Origin of the sequence: Streptomyces aurantiacus, assembly GCF_001418335.1 — a bacterium.
Classification (GTDB): domain Bacteria; phylum Actinomycetota; class Actinomycetes; order Streptomycetales; family Streptomycetaceae; genus Streptomyces; species Streptomyces aurantiacus.
Window position 1 is genome coordinate 1 of record NZ_LIPP01000339.1, and the last position, 16,776, is coordinate 16,776.

A 16,776-nucleotide genomic window follows, 5' to 3' on the forward strand; every position below is an offset into this window, starting at 1 on the left:
GGAGGCGAGCGCGCCGACGGCGCCGGCCCCGGCGGGGATCGCCGCGGACAGGACGGGGCCCGCCCGCGGCGCCAGTCCTCGCACGGTCAGCAGCAGAGACATCGCCCCCGCCCCGGCCCCGAATCCGGCCAGCACCCAGCCCATCCCCGAGGCGCCCCAGCCGCGTTCGTCCGCGAGCAGGGTCAGCCCGACGTTCATCGGGCCCACGAAGCCCAGGTCGCTCAGCGCGATGACCAGCACGAGACGGGCGAGGACGGGGTTGCGCCGGATGTGGTCCAACCCGTCACGCAGCTCCCGCACCGCCGGCCGGGCGGGCAACTCCTGTCCGACCGGCAGCTCCTGGGGTCGCCGCCGCATCCGTACGGCCGTCAGCAGCGGCAGCGCGACCGCGAACAGCAGCGCCGCCGCGCCGAAGGCCACCGCCGCCCCGCCGAGGGCCACGCCGAGACCGCCGAGCGGGGCGCCCACGACGTTGGCGAGACGGCTCGCCATGCCGCGCATGCCGTGCACCCGGGCGAGCTGGCCGCGAGCGGTGATACGGGCAGGCAGCGCCCCGAGCGCGGGCATGAGCACGGCGTCGACCACACCGAAGACCAGGGCGAGCAGGCCGAGCAGCCACAGCCCGGGGCTGCTGACCGCCAGCAGCAGGGCGACGGCCACCACCGCCGCGCACCGCACACCGTTGCTGACGATCAGTACGCGGCGCGGGCCGAAACGGTCGGCGATCACTCCCCCGCCCAGCATGAGCAGGGCACGCGGCGCCGCGCTCACGGCCATCACGAGCCCGGCCTGTGACGGCGAACCGGACTGCACGGCCGCCCAGGACAGCGCCACGTAGTAGACGTTGTCGCCCGTCGCCGAGGCGACGTACGCGCCGAGCCAGCGCAGGACGTTGGGGTCGCGGTGGGCGGGGCGCTCCCCGGTCAGCGGTTCGGACGTCGCGGGCATGGCGGTCACGGCGATGGCCTCTCTCGGGCGCGCGGACTCGGGCCCGCGAACTCTCAGGTGCGGAACGGGAAGCCGTACACGTGCAGCGCGACGTTCTCGCGTTCCCCGGTGTCGCCGGCCGCCTCGGCGGCGCGTCCCTTCTCGTCGTACTTCCGGGCGAGGGCGAGCAACTCCTCGCTGAGTTCGGCCAGTTCGGCGGCGGTCAGCCGCAGCAGCGACTCGTTGTCCGGCGCGGCGGAGTTCCACTCGGAGCCCCAGGCGAGGCGTTCGTCGAGGTAGCGGCGGTACATGTCGGCGCGTTGCTCGTGGAAGAGCCTGGTGGCTGCCAGATGCGCAGCCGCCCTCTCGGGTGCGTCCCGGAAATCCCTGTCCCGGATGCTCACGCCCTGTGACGAGGGCTGCCACCAGCGCTCGCGGGCGTCACCGCTCTGGGGCTCGGCCGCCTCGATCAGCCCGTGCTCGGCGAGCTTGCGCAGGTGGTAACTGACCAGCGAGACCGCTTCGTCGACCTGCTCGGCGAGCTGGGACGCGGTGGCGGTGCGGGTCACGCACAGCCCTCGGTACAGCTGCATGCGCAGAGGATGGGCCAGGGCCTTCAGGGTGCCCAGGTCCTTGATGGGGAGGTTCTGGTTCTCCGTGCCGCTCATGACGCCACCGTAGGTACACAGGAAAAGTTGCGCAATATAAATTGCGCAACTTTTATTTCTCATCTGCCCGCAGCCGAACGGAACGGAACAAGCCGGAGGAACGACCTGCGGTCGGACGGCAGAGAGCCCCGGCCGTCACGCGGCCAGGGCTCTCTCCGGTACAGCTCAGCGGGACGTCACCGCACGGGGTGGCCCGTTTCTCGGAGTGTTTGTTTCACCTGGCCGATGCGCAGGTCTCCGAAGTGGAAGACCGACGCGGCCAGGACCGCGTCCGCGCCCGCGGCGACCGCCGGGGGGAAGTCGGCCAGTCGGCCGGCGCCGCCGGAGGCGATGACCGGGACCGAGACGTGCTTCCGTACGGCCTCGATCATCTCGATGTCGTAGCCGTCCTTGGTGCCGTCGGCGTCCATCGAGTTGAGCAGGATCTCACCCGCGCCCAGTTCGGCGGCCCGGTGCGCCCACTCGACGGCGTCGGTGCCGGTGCCCTTGCGGCCGCCGTGGGTGGTCACCTCGAAGGTCCCGGCGGCCGTCCTGCGCGCGTCCACCGACAGGACCAGCACCTGCCGGCCGAACCGCTCCGCGATCTCGCGGATCAGGTCGGGGCGGGCGATGGCGGCGGTGTTCACGCCGACCTTGTCCGCGCCGGCCCGCAGCAGCTTGTCGACGTCCTCGGCGGTGCGCACGCCGCCGCCCACCGTGAGCGGGATGAACACCTGCTCGGCGGTGCGGCGTACCACGTCGTAGGTGGTCTCGCGGTTGCCGGAGGACGCGGTGATGTCCAGGAAGGTCAACTCGTCGGCGCCCTCGGCGTCGTACACCTTGGCCATCTCGACGGGGTCGCCCGCGTCGCGCAGGTTCTGGAAGTTGACGCCCTTGACGACCCGGCCGTTGTCGACGTCCAGGCAGGGGATGACGCGTACGGCCAGGGTCATGAGGCGGACTCCTCCCCGGATGGTGCCTCTCGGTACGCCTCCACCTCGACCTCGACCACCAGACCGGGGTCCACGAAACCGGAGACGATGATCATTGATGCCGCGGGCCTGACCGCGTCGAACAGCTCCTTGTGGGCGCGCCCGATGTCCTCCACGTCGCGGGCGTGCGTGAGGTACATGCGGGTGCGGACGACGTGCTCGCGGGTGAGGCCCAGCTGTTCCAGGGCCGCGAACGCGACGTTGAACGCGTTGACCGCCTGCTCGTACGGGCCGCCCCCGACGATCTGGCCATCCACCACGGAGGTGCAGCCGGCGACCAGCACCGTGCCGTTCGGCAGCTCCACCGCGCGGGAGTAGCCGAAGGCCTCCTCCCAGGGCGCGCCGGTCGTGACGCGTCGTACGGCGCTCACGCGGACACCGCCGCCAGGGCCTCTTCCAGCGTGAACGCCTTGGCGTACAGGGCCTTTCCGACGATCGAGCCCTCGACGCCGAGGGGCACGAGGTCGGCGATGGCGCGGAGGTCGTCGAGCGAGGAGACGCCGCCGGAGGCGACCACGGGGCGGCTCGTCGCCTCGCAGACGTTCTTCAGGAGCTCCAGGTTCGGGCCCTGGAGGGTGCCGTCCTTGGCGATGTCCGTGACGACGTACCGCGCGCAGCCCTCCTTGTCGAGGCGTTCCAGCGTCTCGTAGAGGTCGCCGCCGTCCCGGGTCCAGCCCCGGCCCCGCAGGGTGGTGCCGCGTACGTCGAGACCGACCGCGATCTTGTCGCCATGCCGGGAGATGACCTCGGCGACCCACTCGGGGGTCTCAAGGGCCGCCGTGCCGAGGTTGACGCGGGTGCAGCCGGTGGCGAGGGCCGCGGCGAGCGTGTCGTCGTCGCGGATGCCGCCGGACAGCTCCACCTTGATGTGCAGTTCCGTCATGCGTTCGGCGACCTCGGCGATCAGCGCACGGTTGTCGCCCGTGCCGAACGCGGCGTCCAGGTCCACCAGGTGCAGCCACTCGGCACCCGACCGCTGCCAGGCGAGGGCCGCCTCCAGGGGGGAGCCGTACGAGGTCTCCGTACCGGACTCGCCGTGCACGAGCCGGACGGCCTGGCCGTCACGGACGTCGACGGCGGGGAGGAGTTCGAGCTTCGCCATGGTCTACAGGGTTCCGATCCAGTTGGTGAGCAGCTGCGCTCCGGCGTCGCCGGACTTCTCGGGGTGGAACTGGGTGGCCCACAGGGCGCCGTTCTCGACGGCCGACACGAAGGGCTTGCCGTGCGTGGACCAGGTGACGAGCGGTGCGCGCAGCGCCGGGTTCCCGGTCTCCAGGGACCAGTCGTGGACGGCGTACGAGTGCACGAAGTAATACCGCGCGTCCTCGTCCAGGCCGGCGAAGAGCTTCGTGCCGGCCGGGGCCTCGACGGTGTTCCAGCCCATGTGGGGCACGATGTCGGCCTGCAGCGGCTCGACCGATCCCGGCCACTCGTCGAGGCCCTCGGTCTCGACGCCGTGCTCGATGCCGCGCGCGAAGAGGATCTGCATGCCGACGCAGATGCCCATCACCGGACGGCCGCCGGCGAGGCGGCGGCCGACGATCCAGTCACCGCGCGCCTCCTTCAGCCCGCGCATGCAGGCGGCGAAGGCGCCGACGCCCGGCACCAGCAGCCCGTCCGCGTTCATGGCCTTGTCGAAGTCGCGGGTGATCTCGACCTCGGCTCCCGCGCGCGCGAGTGCGCGTTCGGCGGACCTGACGTTCCCGAAGCCGTAGTCAAAGACGACCACTCGTTTTGAAGAGGTTCGTTTTGAAGGCGTTCGGTTCGAGGGGGTGCTCAATTCCATACCTCCAGCCGGACGACACCTGCCACGAGGCACATCCCTGCGCCGATCGACAGCAGCACGATGAGGCTCCTGGGCATCTGCTGCTTGACGAAGGAGTAGATGCCGCCGAGCAGGAAGAGCCCGACGACGATCAGTACGGTGGAGAGGCCGCTCATGGCTTTACAGCGCACCCTTCGTGGAGGGAAGGATGCCCGCCGCGCGCGGGTCGCGCTCGGAGGCGTACCGCAGGGCCCGCGCGAGCGCCTTGAACTGGCACTCCACGATGTGGTGCGCGTTGCGCCCGTACGGCACGTGCACGTGCAGGGCGATCTGGGCCTGCGCGACGAAGGACTCCAGGATGTGCCGGGTCATCGTCGTGTCGTACTCGCCGATCATCGGCGCCATCTTCTCGGGCTCGGTGTGCACGAGATAGGGGCGCCCGGAGAGGTCGACGGTCACCTGGGCGAGCGACTCGTCCAGCGGGACGGTGCAGTTGCCGAAGCGGTAGATGCCCACCTTGTCGCCGAGCGCCTGCTTGAAGGCGCCGCCCAGCGCGAGGGCGGTGTCCTCGATGGTGTGGTGCGAGTCGATGTGCAGGTCGCCCTCGGTCTTGACGGTCAGGTCGAACAGACCGTGCCGGCCCAGCTGGTCGAGCATGTGGTCGTAGAAGCCGACGCCTGTCGACACATCGACCTTTCCGCTGCCGTCGAGATCGATCTCGACGACGACGGAGGTCTCCTTGGTGTTCCGTTCGACACGGCCTACGCGGCTCATGCGTTCTGCTCCTTCGGGGGTGCGGGGGTGGCCCTCGCGGATGTCGGCAACTCACGGGCCGCGTCGAGGAACGCGTCGTTCTCGGCCGGGGTGCCCGCGGTGACCCGCAGCCATCCCGGTACTCCGTTGTCCCGGACCAGGACGCCCCGGTCGAGGATCTGCCGCCAGGCCTCGTGCGAGCCCGACGCGCCGTCGAACCGTCCGAACTGGACGAAGTTGGCGTCCGACTCGGTCACCTCGAAGCCGAGCGCGCGCAGTTCGGCGACCAGCCGGTCCCGCTCGGTCTTCAGCTGCTCGACGTAGCCGAGCAGCGTGTCGGTGTGCTCCAGGGCGGCCAGCGCGGTCGCCTGGGTGACGGCCGACAGGTGGTACGGCAGCCGTACGAGCTGGACGGCGTCCACGACCGCCGGGTGCGCGGCGAGATAGCCGAGGCGCAGCCCGGCCGCGCCGAACGCCTTCGACATGGTGCGCGAGACGACGAGATTCGGCCGTCCTTCGAGCAGCGGCAGCAGCGAGTCGCCGTGGCTGAACTCGACGTACGCCTCGTCGACGACGACCATCGCCCCGCCGGTCGCGGCCCTGGCCGTCTGCGCCGCCTCGTACAGCGCGAGGACCGTCGCGGGCGGAACCGCGTTGCCCGTGGGGTTGTTGGGGGTGGTGATGAACACGACGTCGGGCCGGTGCTCGGCGATCGCCTTCTCGGCGGCGGCGGTGTCGATCGTGAAGTCGTCGTTGCGGGGGCCGGAGAGCCAGCCCGTCCCGGTGCCGCGCGAGATCAGGGCGTGCATCGAGTAGGAGGGCTCGAAGCCGATCGCGGTGCGGCCGGGCCCGCCGAAGGTCTGCAGCAGCTGCTGGATGACTTCGTTCGAGCCGTTGGCCGCCCAGACGTTCTCGGCGTCGACGACGTACTTGCCGGTCTTCGTCAGATACGCGGCCAGCTCGGTGCGCAGCTCCACCGCGTCACGGTCGGGGTAGCGGTTGAGGTGGCGCGCGGCGTCGCGCACCCGCTCGGTGATCCGCTCGACGAGCGCTTCGGGCAACGGGTACGGATTCTCGTTGGTGTTGAGCCGTACAGGCACGTCGAGTTGGGGCGCGCCGTACGGGGACTTCCCGCGCAGTTCGTCGCGGACGGGCAGGTCGTCGATGCCGAAGTCATCAGCGAAGGAGCTCACTTGCCGGGCACCTTCCAGCCGAACCGGGCCTTGACGGCGGCGCCGTGGGCCGGCAGGTCCTCCGCCTCCGCCAGCGTCACCACGTGGTGGGCGACCTCGGCCAGCGCGTCGCGCGTGTAGTCGACGATGTGGATGCCGCGCAGGAAGGACTGGACCGACAGACCCGAGGAGTGGCAGGCGCAGCCGCCGGTCGGCAGCACGTGGTTGGAGCCTGCCGCGTAGTCGCCGAGCGACACGGGCGACCAGGGGCCGACGAAGACCGCGCCGGCGTTCCTGACCCGTCCGGCGACCGCGGGCGCGTCGGCCGTCTGGATCTCCAGGTGCTCGGCGCCGTACGCGTTGACGACCCGCAGGCCCTCCTCCACGCCGTCGACCAGCACGATCGCGGACTGCCTGCCGCCGAGCGCCGGGACGATCCGGTCCTCGACGTGCTTGGTGGCGGCGACCTGCGGCTCCAGTTCCTTGGCGACCGCGTCGGCCAGCGTGGGCGAGTCGGTGACGAGGACGGCCGCCGCGAGCGGGTCGTGCTCGGCCTGGCTGATGAGGTCGGAGGCGACGTGCACCGGGTCGGCGGTCTCGTCCGCGAGGATCGCGATCTCGGTCGGCCCTGCCTCGGCGTCGATGCCGATCCGGCCCGCGAAGTAGCGCTTGGCGGCGGCGACCCAGATGTTGCCAGGGCCGGTGACCATGGGGGCGGACGCGCAGGACTCGGTGCCGTAGGCGAACATCGCCACGGCGGTCGCGCCGCCGGCCGCGTACACCTCGTCGATGCCGAGCAGCGCGCAGGCGGCCAGGATCGTCGGGTGCGGCAGGCCGCCGAAGTCGGACTGGGCGGGCGAGGCGAGCGCGATCGACTCGACGCCGGCCTCCTGTGCCGGAACCACGTTCATGATCACGGACGAGGGGTAGACGGACCGGCCGCCGGGTGCGTAAAGGCCGACGCGCTCGACGGGCACCCACTTCTCGGTGACCGTGCCGCCGGGGACGACCTGGGTGGTGTGCGTGGTGCGGCGCTGCGCGCGGTGGACGACGCGGGCGCGGCGGATTGACTCCTCCAGGGCCGCGCGGACGGCCGGGTCCAGCTGGTCGAGCGCGTCCGTGAGGGCCTCCGCGGGGACCCGTACGGACTCCAGGCGTACGCCGTCGAACTTCTCCGCGTAGTCGATCAGCGCCGCGTCTCCCCGATGATGCACGGCCTCGCAGATCGGACGCACCTTCTCCAGGGCGGCCGAGACGTCGAAGTCGGCTCGGGGCAGCAGGTCGCGCAGGGCGGGGCCCTCGGGGAGGGCGTCGCCGCGCAGATCGATTCGAGAGATCACATGGCCAATTCTCTCAGACGGCCGCCGGGCGCCGGACGGCCGTATCACTCGCTGATATGCGGGCCGACATCCGCGCTGATACGTGGCCGGTACGTGCCCTGCCGCGTGCGCCGTCACGTGCGCCGATCCGCGCCGAGGAGCGACGGCCTGCGCGTGGCTGGAATTCGCACCCGGCGACACTACTGTGAGTAACACTCTTCACGCTGAGTGTTCGACCGTTCGTTCGGCGGGCATCACAGGGACGGCTGACCGCTGTTCAAATCCGGCTGACCGGCTGTCCGGCTGTTCGAAACCGCGACTACGCGACTACGTGACTAGCAGAGGAGAGAGAGACCATCGTGACCGACGGGGCCGGCCTGCGCGCCGGAGATCTGCCCGATGACCTGAGCGACGCCGAGGCCGGCATGTGGGAGGCGTTCCGCGACGGCAGCGTGTACGACCTGCGGGCCGGGGACTCCGTCGTCGACGATCCGCACGGCGGCCGTCCATGGGGGCCGGAGCGCACCGTGCGGGCCCGGATCGTGTGCCGGCTGCTCCTTGACGGGCCGCCCGCGCTCGACGGACGCGTGTCCTCCCTCAAGCTGACCGGGGTGCGGATCGTCGACGCGCTCGACCTCGCGGGCGGCGGCGTCGAGCCGTACGTCGAGATGAAGGGCTGCCGTTTCGAGCAGGAGATCCTGCTGCCGGAGTCCCGGTTCACGACGCTGCGGCTGGTGGACTGCGCGATACCGCGGCTGGAGGCGGCCCGGCTGCACACCGAGGGCGATCTGCACCTGCCGCGCTGCCGCTTCCACCGCGGTGTCCGCCTCACCGACGCACAGATCGGCACGGACCTGCTGCTCAACCAGGCGGTGATCCACCGGGACCGCCGCGACATCGCCCTCAGCGGCGACGGGATGACCATAGGGCAGGACCTCCAGGCCGAGATGCTGGAGTCGCACGGCGAACTGAGCCTGCGCGGCGCCAAGGTGGGCGTCTCGCTCAGCCTGCGCGGCAGCCGGCTGGCCAATCCGTACGGGCGCCGGGCGCTGAACGCCCCGCAGCTGACCGTCGAGCGCACCCTGTACCTGACGCCCGCGGGCATCGGCGACCCCGTGCTGACCAGCGGCCGTACCCCCGCGCGCGGCACCCGCGTGCAGCGGTTCGAGTGCGAGGGCGGCATCCGCCTCGACGACGGCAGGTTCGGGGACGCGGTGGACTTCGAGCAGGCCGGCCTCACCCTGCGCGACAACCAGGAGGTCTCGCTGCGCCGCGTCCAGGTGCCCGAGCTGCGGTTCCTCGGCCGGCGGCCGCGGCGCGGACGGATCGTGCTGAACGGAGCGCGGGTGGTCACCCTCATCGACCAGGCGACCAGCTGGCCGGGCGCGGGCCAGCTGCAGATGGCCGGCTTCCAGTACGAGTACCTGGTGCCGCGCGGCCCCTTCCCACTGGCCCGGCGCCTGCAGTGGGTGGCCGCGGCCACTCCGGAGTACAACCCGGAACCGTACGAGCGGCTGGCCACGGTGCTGCGCAACAGCGGCGAGGACGAGGACGCGCGCGAGGTGCTGCTCGCCAAGCAGCGCCAGCGCCGCGAGAGCCTGCCGCTCGCGGCCAAGCTGTGGGGGTACGCACAGGACTGGACGGTCGCCTACGGGTACCGGCCGGGGCGTGCGGCCGTGTGGATGGCCGTGCTGTGGGCGGCGACCTCGATCGCGTTCGCGCACGCCGATCATCCGCCGCTCAAGCGCGGTGAACATCCGCCGTGGAACCCGTCGCTGTTCGCCCTGGACCTGCTGCTGCCGGTCATCGACCTGGGCCAGGCCGGCTTCTGGCAGCTGCGCGGCGGCTGGCAGTGGCTGTCCGCGGTGGTGATCCTGCTGGGCTGGGTGCTGGCGACGACGGTGGCGGCGGGCGCGACACGCACGCTCCGCAGGGGCTGAACTCCACTTGGGGAATACGCACCTTTTACCCGCCCTTGACCAATCGCATGCAACCAAACCAGGGTTACGAAAGTGTCACCGTGCACCCTCTGGTACCCGCCCGACCTGCGGCTTTCAATGGGCACCACCATGGCACTGCTGCGAGCGCTCCTCCGTACGGTCCGGATGGCGCGGAACACTTCGAGTCTCGCCGCCGGTCTGCCCGACGACGACGAGGTACTCCTCGACGTCCCGGACGAGCGGCTCGGTCCGGCCCTGGTCGCGGCGGGCCGCGGCGAGTACGGCACCGCGGGCAAACTGCTCGCCACCACCCGCGAGGCCGCCGAGTGGGAGAACCGGGACCGGTACACGACCCGGCTCGCCGCCTTCGCCCTCTCCCGCGGCGAGTGGTTCGACGACTGGCGCTCCGCCGCACCGCGCGACCCGGACGCGGCTCTGGTCAAGGCCGAACTCGCGGTCTGCCGGAGCTGGCGTTCACCGGCCCGCGCCGAGTTGCTGCGCCAGGTCGCACCGCTGATCTCCGCCGCCGCCGAGGGCGACCCGCGCGACCCGGTGCCGTGGCGCGTCGCGCTGGACCACGCCCGGGGCACGAACGCGTCGCACACCGAGTTCGAGCAGCTGTGGGCGCAGGCCGTGCGCCGCTCCCCGCACCACTACGGCTGCCACGTGGCCGCCCTGCAGTACCTGTCGGCCGCCTGGTACGGCTCGCACCGCGAGTGCTTCGACTTCGCCGAGCGGGCCGCGCACGACGCGCTGCCCGGTTCCCTGGTCCAGGCGCTGCCCGTACGTGCGGCCTTCGCCTATCTGACCGAGGGCGGCGGGGCCGCCGTGAGCCGCCACCGCCTCGACTCGGCGGCCGACCTGGCGATCGCCCTCTCCGCGCAGTACGCGGACGCCGACCCGTGGCCCGCGGAGGTCCGCAACCTGCTCACGTACGTACTGGTCCGGCTCGAACGCTGGGAGGACGCGCTGGAACAGCTGCGCCGGATCGGCCCGCACGCCACCTCGTTCCCCTGGGACCGCGTCTCGGACGATCCGCTCGGCCAGTTCCTCGAACTGCGGGACGGAATCCGGCTCCAGGTGGCCTCGGACAGGCCTCTGAGAGCAGGCAGGACAGCACCCGGGACAGCACGCAACAGGGACCTTCCGTATCCACAGAGTGAGCGCGGCCGACGTGCCCGCTCCGGTGACCATTAGGCTTTTGCGTCGTGACCACCGTCCGGCTCCCCCTCTTCCCGCTGAACTCGGTGCTGTTTCCCGGGCTCGTCCTGCCCCTGAACATCTTCGAGGAGCGCTATCGCGCGATGATGCGCGATCTTTTGAAGACCCCCGAGGACGAACCGCGCCGGTTCGCCGTCGTCGCCATCCGCGACGGCCACGAGGTCGCGACCACCTCGCCGGGCATGCCGGACCAGACGGCCGTACTGCGGCGCGGGCCCTCGGCCGGCTTCGGCGACGACCCGGTGAAGGCCTTCCACGAGGTGGGGTGCGTCGCCGACGCCGCGACCGTCCGGGAGCGGGCCGACGGCAGCTTCGAGGTACTGGCCACCGGGACGACCCGGGTGCGGCTGGTCTCCGTGGACACCTCCGGCGCCTATCTGACAGCCGAGCTTGAGGAACTCCCGGAGGAGCCCGGTGAGGAGGCGGGGGCGCTGGCCGAGGGGGTGCTGCGCGCCTTCCGGCAGTACCAGAAGAGGCTGGCGGGCGCGCGGGAACGGTCCCTGGCGACCGGAGCCGATCTGCCGGACGAGCCGGCCGTCGTGTCGTACCTGGTCGCGGCGGCGGTCATGCTCGACGTCCCGGCGAGGCAGCGGCTGCTCCAGGCCCCGGACACGGCGTCCCGGCTGCGCGAGGAGCTGACACTGCTGCGAGCCGAGACCGCGATCATCCGCCATCTGCCGTCGCTGCCCGCGTCGGAACTGACCCGCGGACCGACGAGCCTCAACTGACGACGGTCTCAACGAAGATCTCAACGACGGTCTCAACGGACCTGGGGGAACGCTCTCTTGGCGAAGAAGTCGAAAAACCAGCAGGCGGGCGGGACACCGGCGACCGTGACGCTCGCCGCGGCGGGCGTCGAGTTCACCGTGCACGCCTACGCCCACGACCCGGCACATCCCTCGTACGGGGAAGAGGCCGCCGAGGCGATGGGCGTGTCGCCGGACCGGGTCTTCAAGACGCTGGTCGCGGACGTCGACGGAGAGCTGACGGTCGCCGTCGTGCCCGTGGCGGGCTCCCTCGACCTGAAGGCGCTGGCGGCTGCGGTGGGCGGCAAGCGGGCCGCGATGGCCGACCCGGCCGCCGCGGAGCGCACCACGGGGTACGTCCGCGGGGGCATCTCGCCACTCGGACAGCGCAAGAAGCTCCGTACGGTGCTGGACGCGTCCGCGAGCGGCCACGCCACGATCTGTGTGTCGGCGGGGCGGCGGGGGCTTGAGGTCGAGCTGGCCCCGGACGACCTCGCGAAGCTCACGGACGCGGTGGTGGCGGCTGTCGGGCGTGCGTGAGCCCTGCCGGGCGGGTGAGCCCCGTCAAGTGTGCGTGAGCCCTCGACGGGGGCGGGGTTCTCGGTTAAGTACCGAGGACATGTCGAAGAAGACGCGCAAACGGAAGTGGCGGATCCGAAAAGGCCGGGCGAACCATGGCCGCAGGCCTTCGTGAGTGCGATGTGTTGTCTGCGGGTGCGGTGTGGCTGGGCGCGCAGTTCCTCGCGCCCCTTTCAGGGGCGCCGCCGGTTTTCAGCTCTGGGGGCCCGGTGGGGGGTAGTACGGGGGTTCGAAGGGGGGCTCGGGATCCCTCGGGCCGAAGAGGGCCGTCAGGCCCAGGTGGAACAGCAGGGCCGAGAAGGACCAGGCGAGCAGCGCACCCTTCGCGCCGAGTTCCAGAGGCGCGTCGAAGGTGACGCCCTTGCCCGCCTCCTTGGCGTGCCCGACCACGTCCTGGGTGGGTCCGAGCCAGATGCCGAGGCGCCAGGCGAGCAGGGAGCCGAGGATGCCGCCGACGGTGAGCGCGACGACGAGCGTGATGCCGCCCCGCCGCCGGACGAGGAACACGGCCAGCGCGCTGACCAGGCCGAAGGCGAGCGCCAGTAGGGTGAACGTGCCGTCCACACCGATGGCCTGCTCCCCCTCGCTGTCCTTGAGGAAGACCGTGGTGCTGTCGGAGATGAGTGGCACGTGCGGCGCCAGCCACCACCACAGGGCTCCGAGCAGCGCCCCGGGGACCGCCATGGCGACCGCGATGACCGCGGCCTCGCGCAGCTCTGTCTTCATCCCGGGACCGTCCTCCTCATGACCGAGCCCGTACCCGGCGGGCGGCGCCTGCCAGGCGTCGTGCGGCGGCTGGTGGTTCGGTGGCGGAGGCGGAGTCAGCGGTGCGGTCACACGGACATCGTGCCAGGCCCGGCCGTCGGCCGCGTCACCGGACGGCCGCCCGGCGGTAGGCCCAGGTCGCGACGGCCAGCGAGGCGACGCCGACACCCGCGCACACTCCGAGGTCGAGCAGGACGGCAGCCCAGTCCGGGTCAGGACCGAAGGTCCGCGCGAAAGCCTCGACCCCGTACGTGGAGGGCATCAGGTCACGCGCGTACTGGACGAACGTCGGCAACCGGCCAGGTGGCAGCACGCCCAGCAGCAGCGCGGCGGACATGCCCAACTGGCCGAGCAGCGTGGCCAGTTCGGGGCGGGGTGCGAGCAGTCCCAGCGCCGCTCCGAGCCCGGCGAGCGCCGCGCCCGCGAGCGGGACGACGGCGACCAGGATCCACAGGTGCGTCAGCGGCAGCTGGAAGAGCACGCTGCCCACGACGGCGGTCACGAACGTCCCGGGCACGGTGAAGGAGGCGTACGCGGCGGCCGCGCCGAGCACCACGGCAGCGGGCGGCACGGGCAGCGTCGCGTAGTGGTCGAGGCCGCCGCTGGCGCGCAGCTGGCCGAAGTACTGGGCGAGCAGGTTGAGCGCGACGAACGCGACCACGAGGACCGACGAACCGGCGACCACGGCCCGCGCCTCGCCGCCGCCGTCCACGACCCCGCGCATCAGGACCATGATCCCGACGGACTGGAAGGTCGCCACGAACAGCAGCGGAATCCGCGCCACTCTGGCCCGGGAGAGCTGCGCCCGGTAGACGGCGGCCAGCGCCGGCCACAGCCGCGCGCGCGGCCCGAGCACGGCCACGGCACGGCCGCCGTCCTCGGTGTCCGGGCCGTGATCGGCCCGGTTCCCGTCCGCGCGGGCTGCGCCGGGCAGGACCTCGGCGGGTACGACACTCACGTCGAGCGGCTCCTGTTCGCTTCGGCTGCCGTTGAACCTGTCCCTGTTCCTGCTTTCGAACCGGTTCCCGTTTTTGAACCTGGACCCGTTCCTGCTTCTGTACCTGTCCGTACGGCTGCGGGGGCCCGCGTGCTCATGTCTTGACCAACCCCCGTACGCTTCCGGCGCTGCCGCCCAGTGCCAGATACACGTCCTCCAGGCTCGGCGTCGCGAGCGTGAAGTCGTCCAGGGCCGCGAAGGCGGCGCCGCCGGTGACCGCCGCGACGGCCGCGCGGGCCTCCTCGGGGGCGAGCCGCAGCGACCAGCGCCGACCCGACTCTACGGCGCGGTCGCGCAGGGCCGCGACCTCCGGCACGTCGAGCGGGGCGCGTTCACGCCAGACCAGTTCGAGGCGCACCTCACCGGCGACCTGCTCCTTCAGCCCGGAGGGGGTGTCGCAGGCGATGACGCGGCCCCGGTCGAGCACGGCGACCCGGTCGAGGACGGTTTCCGCCTCGATGACGTTGTGGGTGACCAGGAGGACCGTCGTGGCGTGCTCGGCCCGGCGCCGGTCGACGGCGCCCCAGACGGCGCGGCGGGCGACGGGGTCCATGCCGGTGGTCGGCTCGTCGAGGACGAGGAACGGGCGCGCGCCGACGAGGGCGGTGGCGAAGCAGGCGAGCCGGCGCTGCCCGCCGGAGAGCTTCTTGAGGGGCCGCGAGGCGAGAGCGCTCAGCCCCAGCTCCTCAAGGACCGCGTCCCGCTCGGCACGGGCGCTGCGCACGTCGAGCCCGCGCAGCCGTCCGGTGGTCTCCACGGCGAGCGACACGGTCAGCTCGTCGAGCGCGGTGGACTCCTGCCCGAGGTACGCGAGGATCCGCGCCGCCCGCTCGGGGTGGCGCACGATGTCGTGCCCGAGGATCTCGACACTGCCGCGGTCGGGGCGCATCAGCCCGGTGAGCTGGCGTACGAGGGTGGTCTTGCCGGCGCCGTTCGGCCCGAGCAGCCCGAAGATCTCGCCGCGCCTGATGTCGATCCGTACCCCGTCGGTGGCCCGCACCTCGGGTGTCCCGGGTGTCCCGCGCCGTCCGCGCACCGCCGGATAGGTCTTCGTGAGATCCCGCACCGCGCACACGACATCCCCACCGTGCCCGTCCCGGACTGCCTGTGCGGTGCGCGTACTCACGAGACCCGAGAGTACGGGGTCCCACCCCCCGAACAACGCCCGGGGCGGGCATACCCCCAATATCGACCCCGCAGGGCCCCGTAAGGGCTCCCCGAAGGGGCCCGTCAGGGGCGCGGGGAACTGCGCGCCAAGCCCCCACGGCGCAGCAGCGAACAAACGGCCCTCTCCGGCGGAGGCCGCCCTCCTCAATCCCCTGCGGGAGCAGCCTCCGTACCGGTGCGCGCCTCGATCTCCCGCCAGAACCCCGCCCGGATCGCATACCGATCGTGCTCGTCGATCTGGTCGTCCTTGTGCGCGAGCAGCCCGAACCGCGCCGCGTACCGCAGCAACTCCCCGTCGATCCGGTGCGGCACCCGCGGATACATCGTGGACAGCTTGGGCAACTGCGCCTGGTCGGACAGCCGCTCCATCCACCGCCGCGCGAACACCTGCCCGACCTCGAACGGATCACCGCCCACCGTCGTGATGTCCTCCTCACGGTCGGCCCACCGCTGCTCGGCGGAGGTGAGCTGCGCGAGCGTCGGCAGCAGCGCGGCCTCCGCGTTCTCGGTGGCGGTGCTGGGGCGGTCGACCCATCCCTTGTCGGAGGACCAGCGCAGCGTCGCGTTCGGAGGGTGCGAGGGCTGGGGCGATTGAGCGCCGGGGGCGCGCAGCGCGGCCAGATCCTTCGGCGTCGGCACGCCCTTGGCGGCCGGCACCCGCACCTCCGTGCCGTTCTCGCTCGGGGCGGCGGCCTGCGCGTGCTCGGTCTCCCGCCCGGGCCGCTCGCCCGAGGAGCTCAGCGCGGACTCGGGCAGCGGCGCGGAGAGGATCGCGGCGATCTCGGGCCGTGGCACGGGCGGTGGTGCGCAGATGCCGCCGACTTCCTTGGCCCGGACGGCCTTGGTGATCCAGATCCGGTCGAGCACCCGCCGCTCGTCGGCCTCGGCGACCAGGTCCTCCGACTGGTTGTAGTCGCCGTCCGCGGCCTGTACGGCCCACAGGTGCACGGCGACCCCGTGCTCCTTGGCGGCCATCATGCCGGGCAGCAGGTCCCCGTCGCCGGTGACGAGCACGACGTCGGAGCAGGCGCGGTTGCGCGCCAGCTCGGTCAGTTCGGCGTGCATGGCGGCGTCCACGCCCTTCTGCGCCCAGCGCCCGTCGCTGCGGGTCAGCGCGCCCAGGCGCACCGTGACCCGGGGCATCACGCGCAGCCTGCGGTGCTCCGGCTGCGGTACGCGGTCGGGGGCGCCGTCGAACCAGTAGATGCGCAGCAGGGGCCGTTCCGTCTCGGACTCGGCGCGCTCGCGCAGCCCCTGGATGAGGGCGGCGTGGTCAACGGTGATCCGGGATCGCGAGGGTTCACCGGCGAGGAGACTGGCGGCGGCCCCGAGCAGGTAACCGGCGTCCACCAGGACAATGCAGCGGTCCACGCGATCCACCCTCTTTCCGGGAGGTTTGCTTCGGGCTTCCTTCGAGTCTGCCCGACCACGCGGAGGTTAACGGCCGGAACTCGATCTTCGGCGTGGCGGATCGGAGTATCACTCACCGACAGGCCTTATTACGCACGGTAATTCTCCGAAATGCGCGACTTCTCAGCCTATGTGAGTCTGGTCCCGGCCCTGGCCCCTAGATCCCCCGCAGGAGGCAGATCACCATGGCCAAGAACAAGAACCGTAAGCAGGGCGGCGAACGGGACCGCTCCACGCAGGCCGAGCGTGCGCAGGAGCAGGCACAGCGGTCCGCGGCGGAGGCGCAGCGGTCGCCGATGTCGCAGGCGCAGGGCAGCCCCGCCGATGTCGCCCGCAAGCACCAGAAGCGCTTCGGCCACAACTGAGGCAGGCGCGC

19 protein-coding genes are annotated in these 16,776 nt (G+C 71.9%); 5 read left to right on the top strand and 14 right to left on the bottom strand.

Translation table 11 applies throughout. The annotated features are described in order from the left end of the window. The 10 genes from AOK01_RS33975 to hisD all read right to left on the bottom strand — a co-directional run. Positions 1 to 948: MFS transporter (locus tag AOK01_RS33975; RefSeq protein ID WP_055518571.1), on the bottom strand; the 948-nt coding region annotated here is incomplete at its 3' end. A 53-nt stretch (positions 949 to 1,001) separates the two neighbouring features. Beyond that, positions 1,002 to 1,595: an ArsR/SmtB family transcription factor gene (locus AOK01_RS33980; RefSeq protein ID WP_055518502.1), complete on the bottom strand. Its 594-nt coding sequence runs from the start codon at positions 1,593 to 1,595 to the stop codon at positions 1,002 to 1,004. A 176-nt stretch (positions 1,596 to 1,771) separates the two neighbouring features. Beyond that, the gene (gene hisF / locus AOK01_RS33985) at positions 1,772 to 2,527 is read right to left on the bottom strand and encodes an imidazole glycerol phosphate synthase subunit HisF (RefSeq protein ID WP_055518504.1); all 756 of its coding nucleotides are present in this window, start codon (positions 2,525 to 2,527) and stop codon (positions 1,772 to 1,774) included. Then, complete coding sequence (locus tag AOK01_RS33990) at positions 2,524 to 2,937, bottom strand: RidA family protein (RefSeq protein ID WP_055518506.1); 414 nt, start codon at positions 2,935 to 2,937, stop codon at positions 2,524 to 2,526. Before AOK01_RS33990 ends, hisF begins: the two co-directional genes overlap by 4 nt. Further along, the gene (gene priA, locus AOK01_RS33995; protein ID WP_055518508.1) at positions 2,934 to 3,668 is read right to left on the bottom strand and encodes a bifunctional 1-(5-phosphoribosyl)-5-((5-phosphoribosylamino)methylideneamino)imidazole-4-carboxamide isomerase/phosphoribosylanthranilate isomerase PriA; all 735 of its coding nucleotides are present in this window, start codon (positions 3,666 to 3,668) and stop codon (positions 2,934 to 2,936) included. Before priA ends, AOK01_RS33990 begins: the two co-directional genes overlap by 4 nt. A gap of 3 nt (positions 3,669 to 3,671) precedes the next feature. Continuing rightward, positions 3,672 to 4,352, bottom strand: a complete 681-nt coding sequence (gene hisH, locus AOK01_RS34000) for an imidazole glycerol phosphate synthase subunit HisH (protein ID WP_055518509.1) — start codon at positions 4,350 to 4,352, stop codon at positions 3,672 to 3,674. Continuing rightward, positions 4,343 to 4,507, bottom strand: a complete 165-nt coding sequence (locus AOK01_RS44215; protein WP_055518511.1) for a hypothetical protein — start codon at positions 4,505 to 4,507, stop codon at positions 4,343 to 4,345. The genes hisH and AOK01_RS44215 overlap by 10 nt, the downstream gene beginning before the upstream one ends. 4 nt (positions 4,508 to 4,511) lie before the next feature. Further along, entirely contained in the window at positions 4,512 to 5,105 is a 594-nt protein-coding gene (gene hisB, locus AOK01_RS34010; RefSeq protein ID WP_055518513.1) for an imidazoleglycerol-phosphate dehydratase HisB, read from the bottom strand. Then, positions 5,102 to 6,277 (bottom strand): histidinol-phosphate transaminase, encoded by a 1,176-nt coding sequence (locus AOK01_RS34015; RefSeq protein WP_055518514.1) that lies wholly within the window; start codon positions 6,275 to 6,277, stop codon positions 5,102 to 5,104. The genes hisB and AOK01_RS34015 overlap by 4 nt, the downstream gene beginning before the upstream one ends. Next, a complete protein-coding gene (hisD, locus tag AOK01_RS34020) occupies positions 6,274 to 7,596 on the bottom strand; it encodes a histidinol dehydrogenase (protein ID WP_055518516.1) in 1,323 nt (440 codons plus the stop codon). Before hisD ends, AOK01_RS34015 begins: the two co-directional genes overlap by 4 nt. Before the next feature lie 338 nt (positions 7,597 to 7,934). On the opposite strand from hisD, the gene AOK01_RS34025 reads away from it, so the two are divergent. From AOK01_RS34025 to ybaK, 4 genes are all read left to right on the top strand, one after another. Then, a complete protein-coding gene (locus tag AOK01_RS34025; protein WP_055518517.1) occupies positions 7,935 to 9,515 on the top strand; it encodes a hypothetical protein in 1,581 nt (526 codons plus the stop codon). A gap of 117 nt (positions 9,516 to 9,632) precedes the next feature. Further along, positions 9,633 to 10,712: a hypothetical protein gene (locus AOK01_RS34030; RefSeq protein ID WP_055518519.1), complete on the top strand. Its 1,080-nt coding sequence runs from the start codon at positions 9,633 to 9,635 to the stop codon at positions 10,710 to 10,712. Positions 10,713 to 10,723: 11 nt separating this feature from the next. Continuing rightward, positions 10,724 to 11,464 (top strand): LON peptidase substrate-binding domain-containing protein, encoded by a 741-nt coding sequence (locus tag AOK01_RS34035; RefSeq protein ID WP_055518521.1) that lies wholly within the window; start codon positions 10,724 to 10,726, stop codon positions 11,462 to 11,464. A 57-nt stretch (positions 11,465 to 11,521) separates the two neighbouring features. Next, on the top strand, positions 11,522 to 12,022 hold the full coding sequence (gene ybaK, locus AOK01_RS34040; RefSeq protein ID WP_055518523.1) for a Cys-tRNA(Pro) deacylase: 501 nt from the start codon (positions 11,522 to 11,524) through the stop codon (positions 12,020 to 12,022). 231 nt (positions 12,023 to 12,253) lie between these two features. Here ybaK and AOK01_RS34045 read toward each other — a convergent pair whose 3' ends face one another. The 4 genes from AOK01_RS34045 to AOK01_RS34060 form a co-directional block, all read right to left on the bottom strand. Further along, positions 12,254 to 12,898 carry an AAA family ATPase gene (locus AOK01_RS34045; RefSeq protein ID WP_079103988.1) on the bottom strand — a complete coding sequence of 215 codons (645 nt, stop codon included), beginning with the start codon at positions 12,896 to 12,898 and terminating at the stop codon, positions 12,254 to 12,256. Between the two features lie 34 nt (positions 12,899 to 12,932). Then, positions 12,933 to 13,784, bottom strand: a complete 852-nt coding sequence (locus AOK01_RS34050; protein ID WP_055518528.1) for an ABC transporter permease — start codon at positions 13,782 to 13,784, stop codon at positions 12,933 to 12,935. Between the two features lie 133 nt (positions 13,785 to 13,917). Continuing rightward, complete coding sequence (locus AOK01_RS34055) at positions 13,918 to 14,949, bottom strand: ABC transporter ATP-binding protein (RefSeq protein WP_213862193.1); 1,032 nt, start codon at positions 14,947 to 14,949, stop codon at positions 13,918 to 13,920. Positions 14,950 to 15,134: 185 nt separating this feature from the next. Next, positions 15,135 to 16,361, bottom strand: coding sequence for an NYN domain-containing protein (locus AOK01_RS34060; RefSeq protein WP_055518573.1), 1,227 nt, complete (start codon positions 16,359 to 16,361; stop codon positions 15,135 to 15,137). Between the two features lie 224 nt (positions 16,362 to 16,585). Here AOK01_RS34060 and AOK01_RS34065 point away from each other — a divergent pair, with 224 nt between their 5' ends. After that, entirely contained in the window at positions 16,586 to 16,765 is a 180-nt protein-coding gene (locus AOK01_RS34065; protein WP_055518533.1) for a hypothetical protein, read from the top strand. Positions 16,766 to 16,776: the final 11 nt, after the last annotated feature.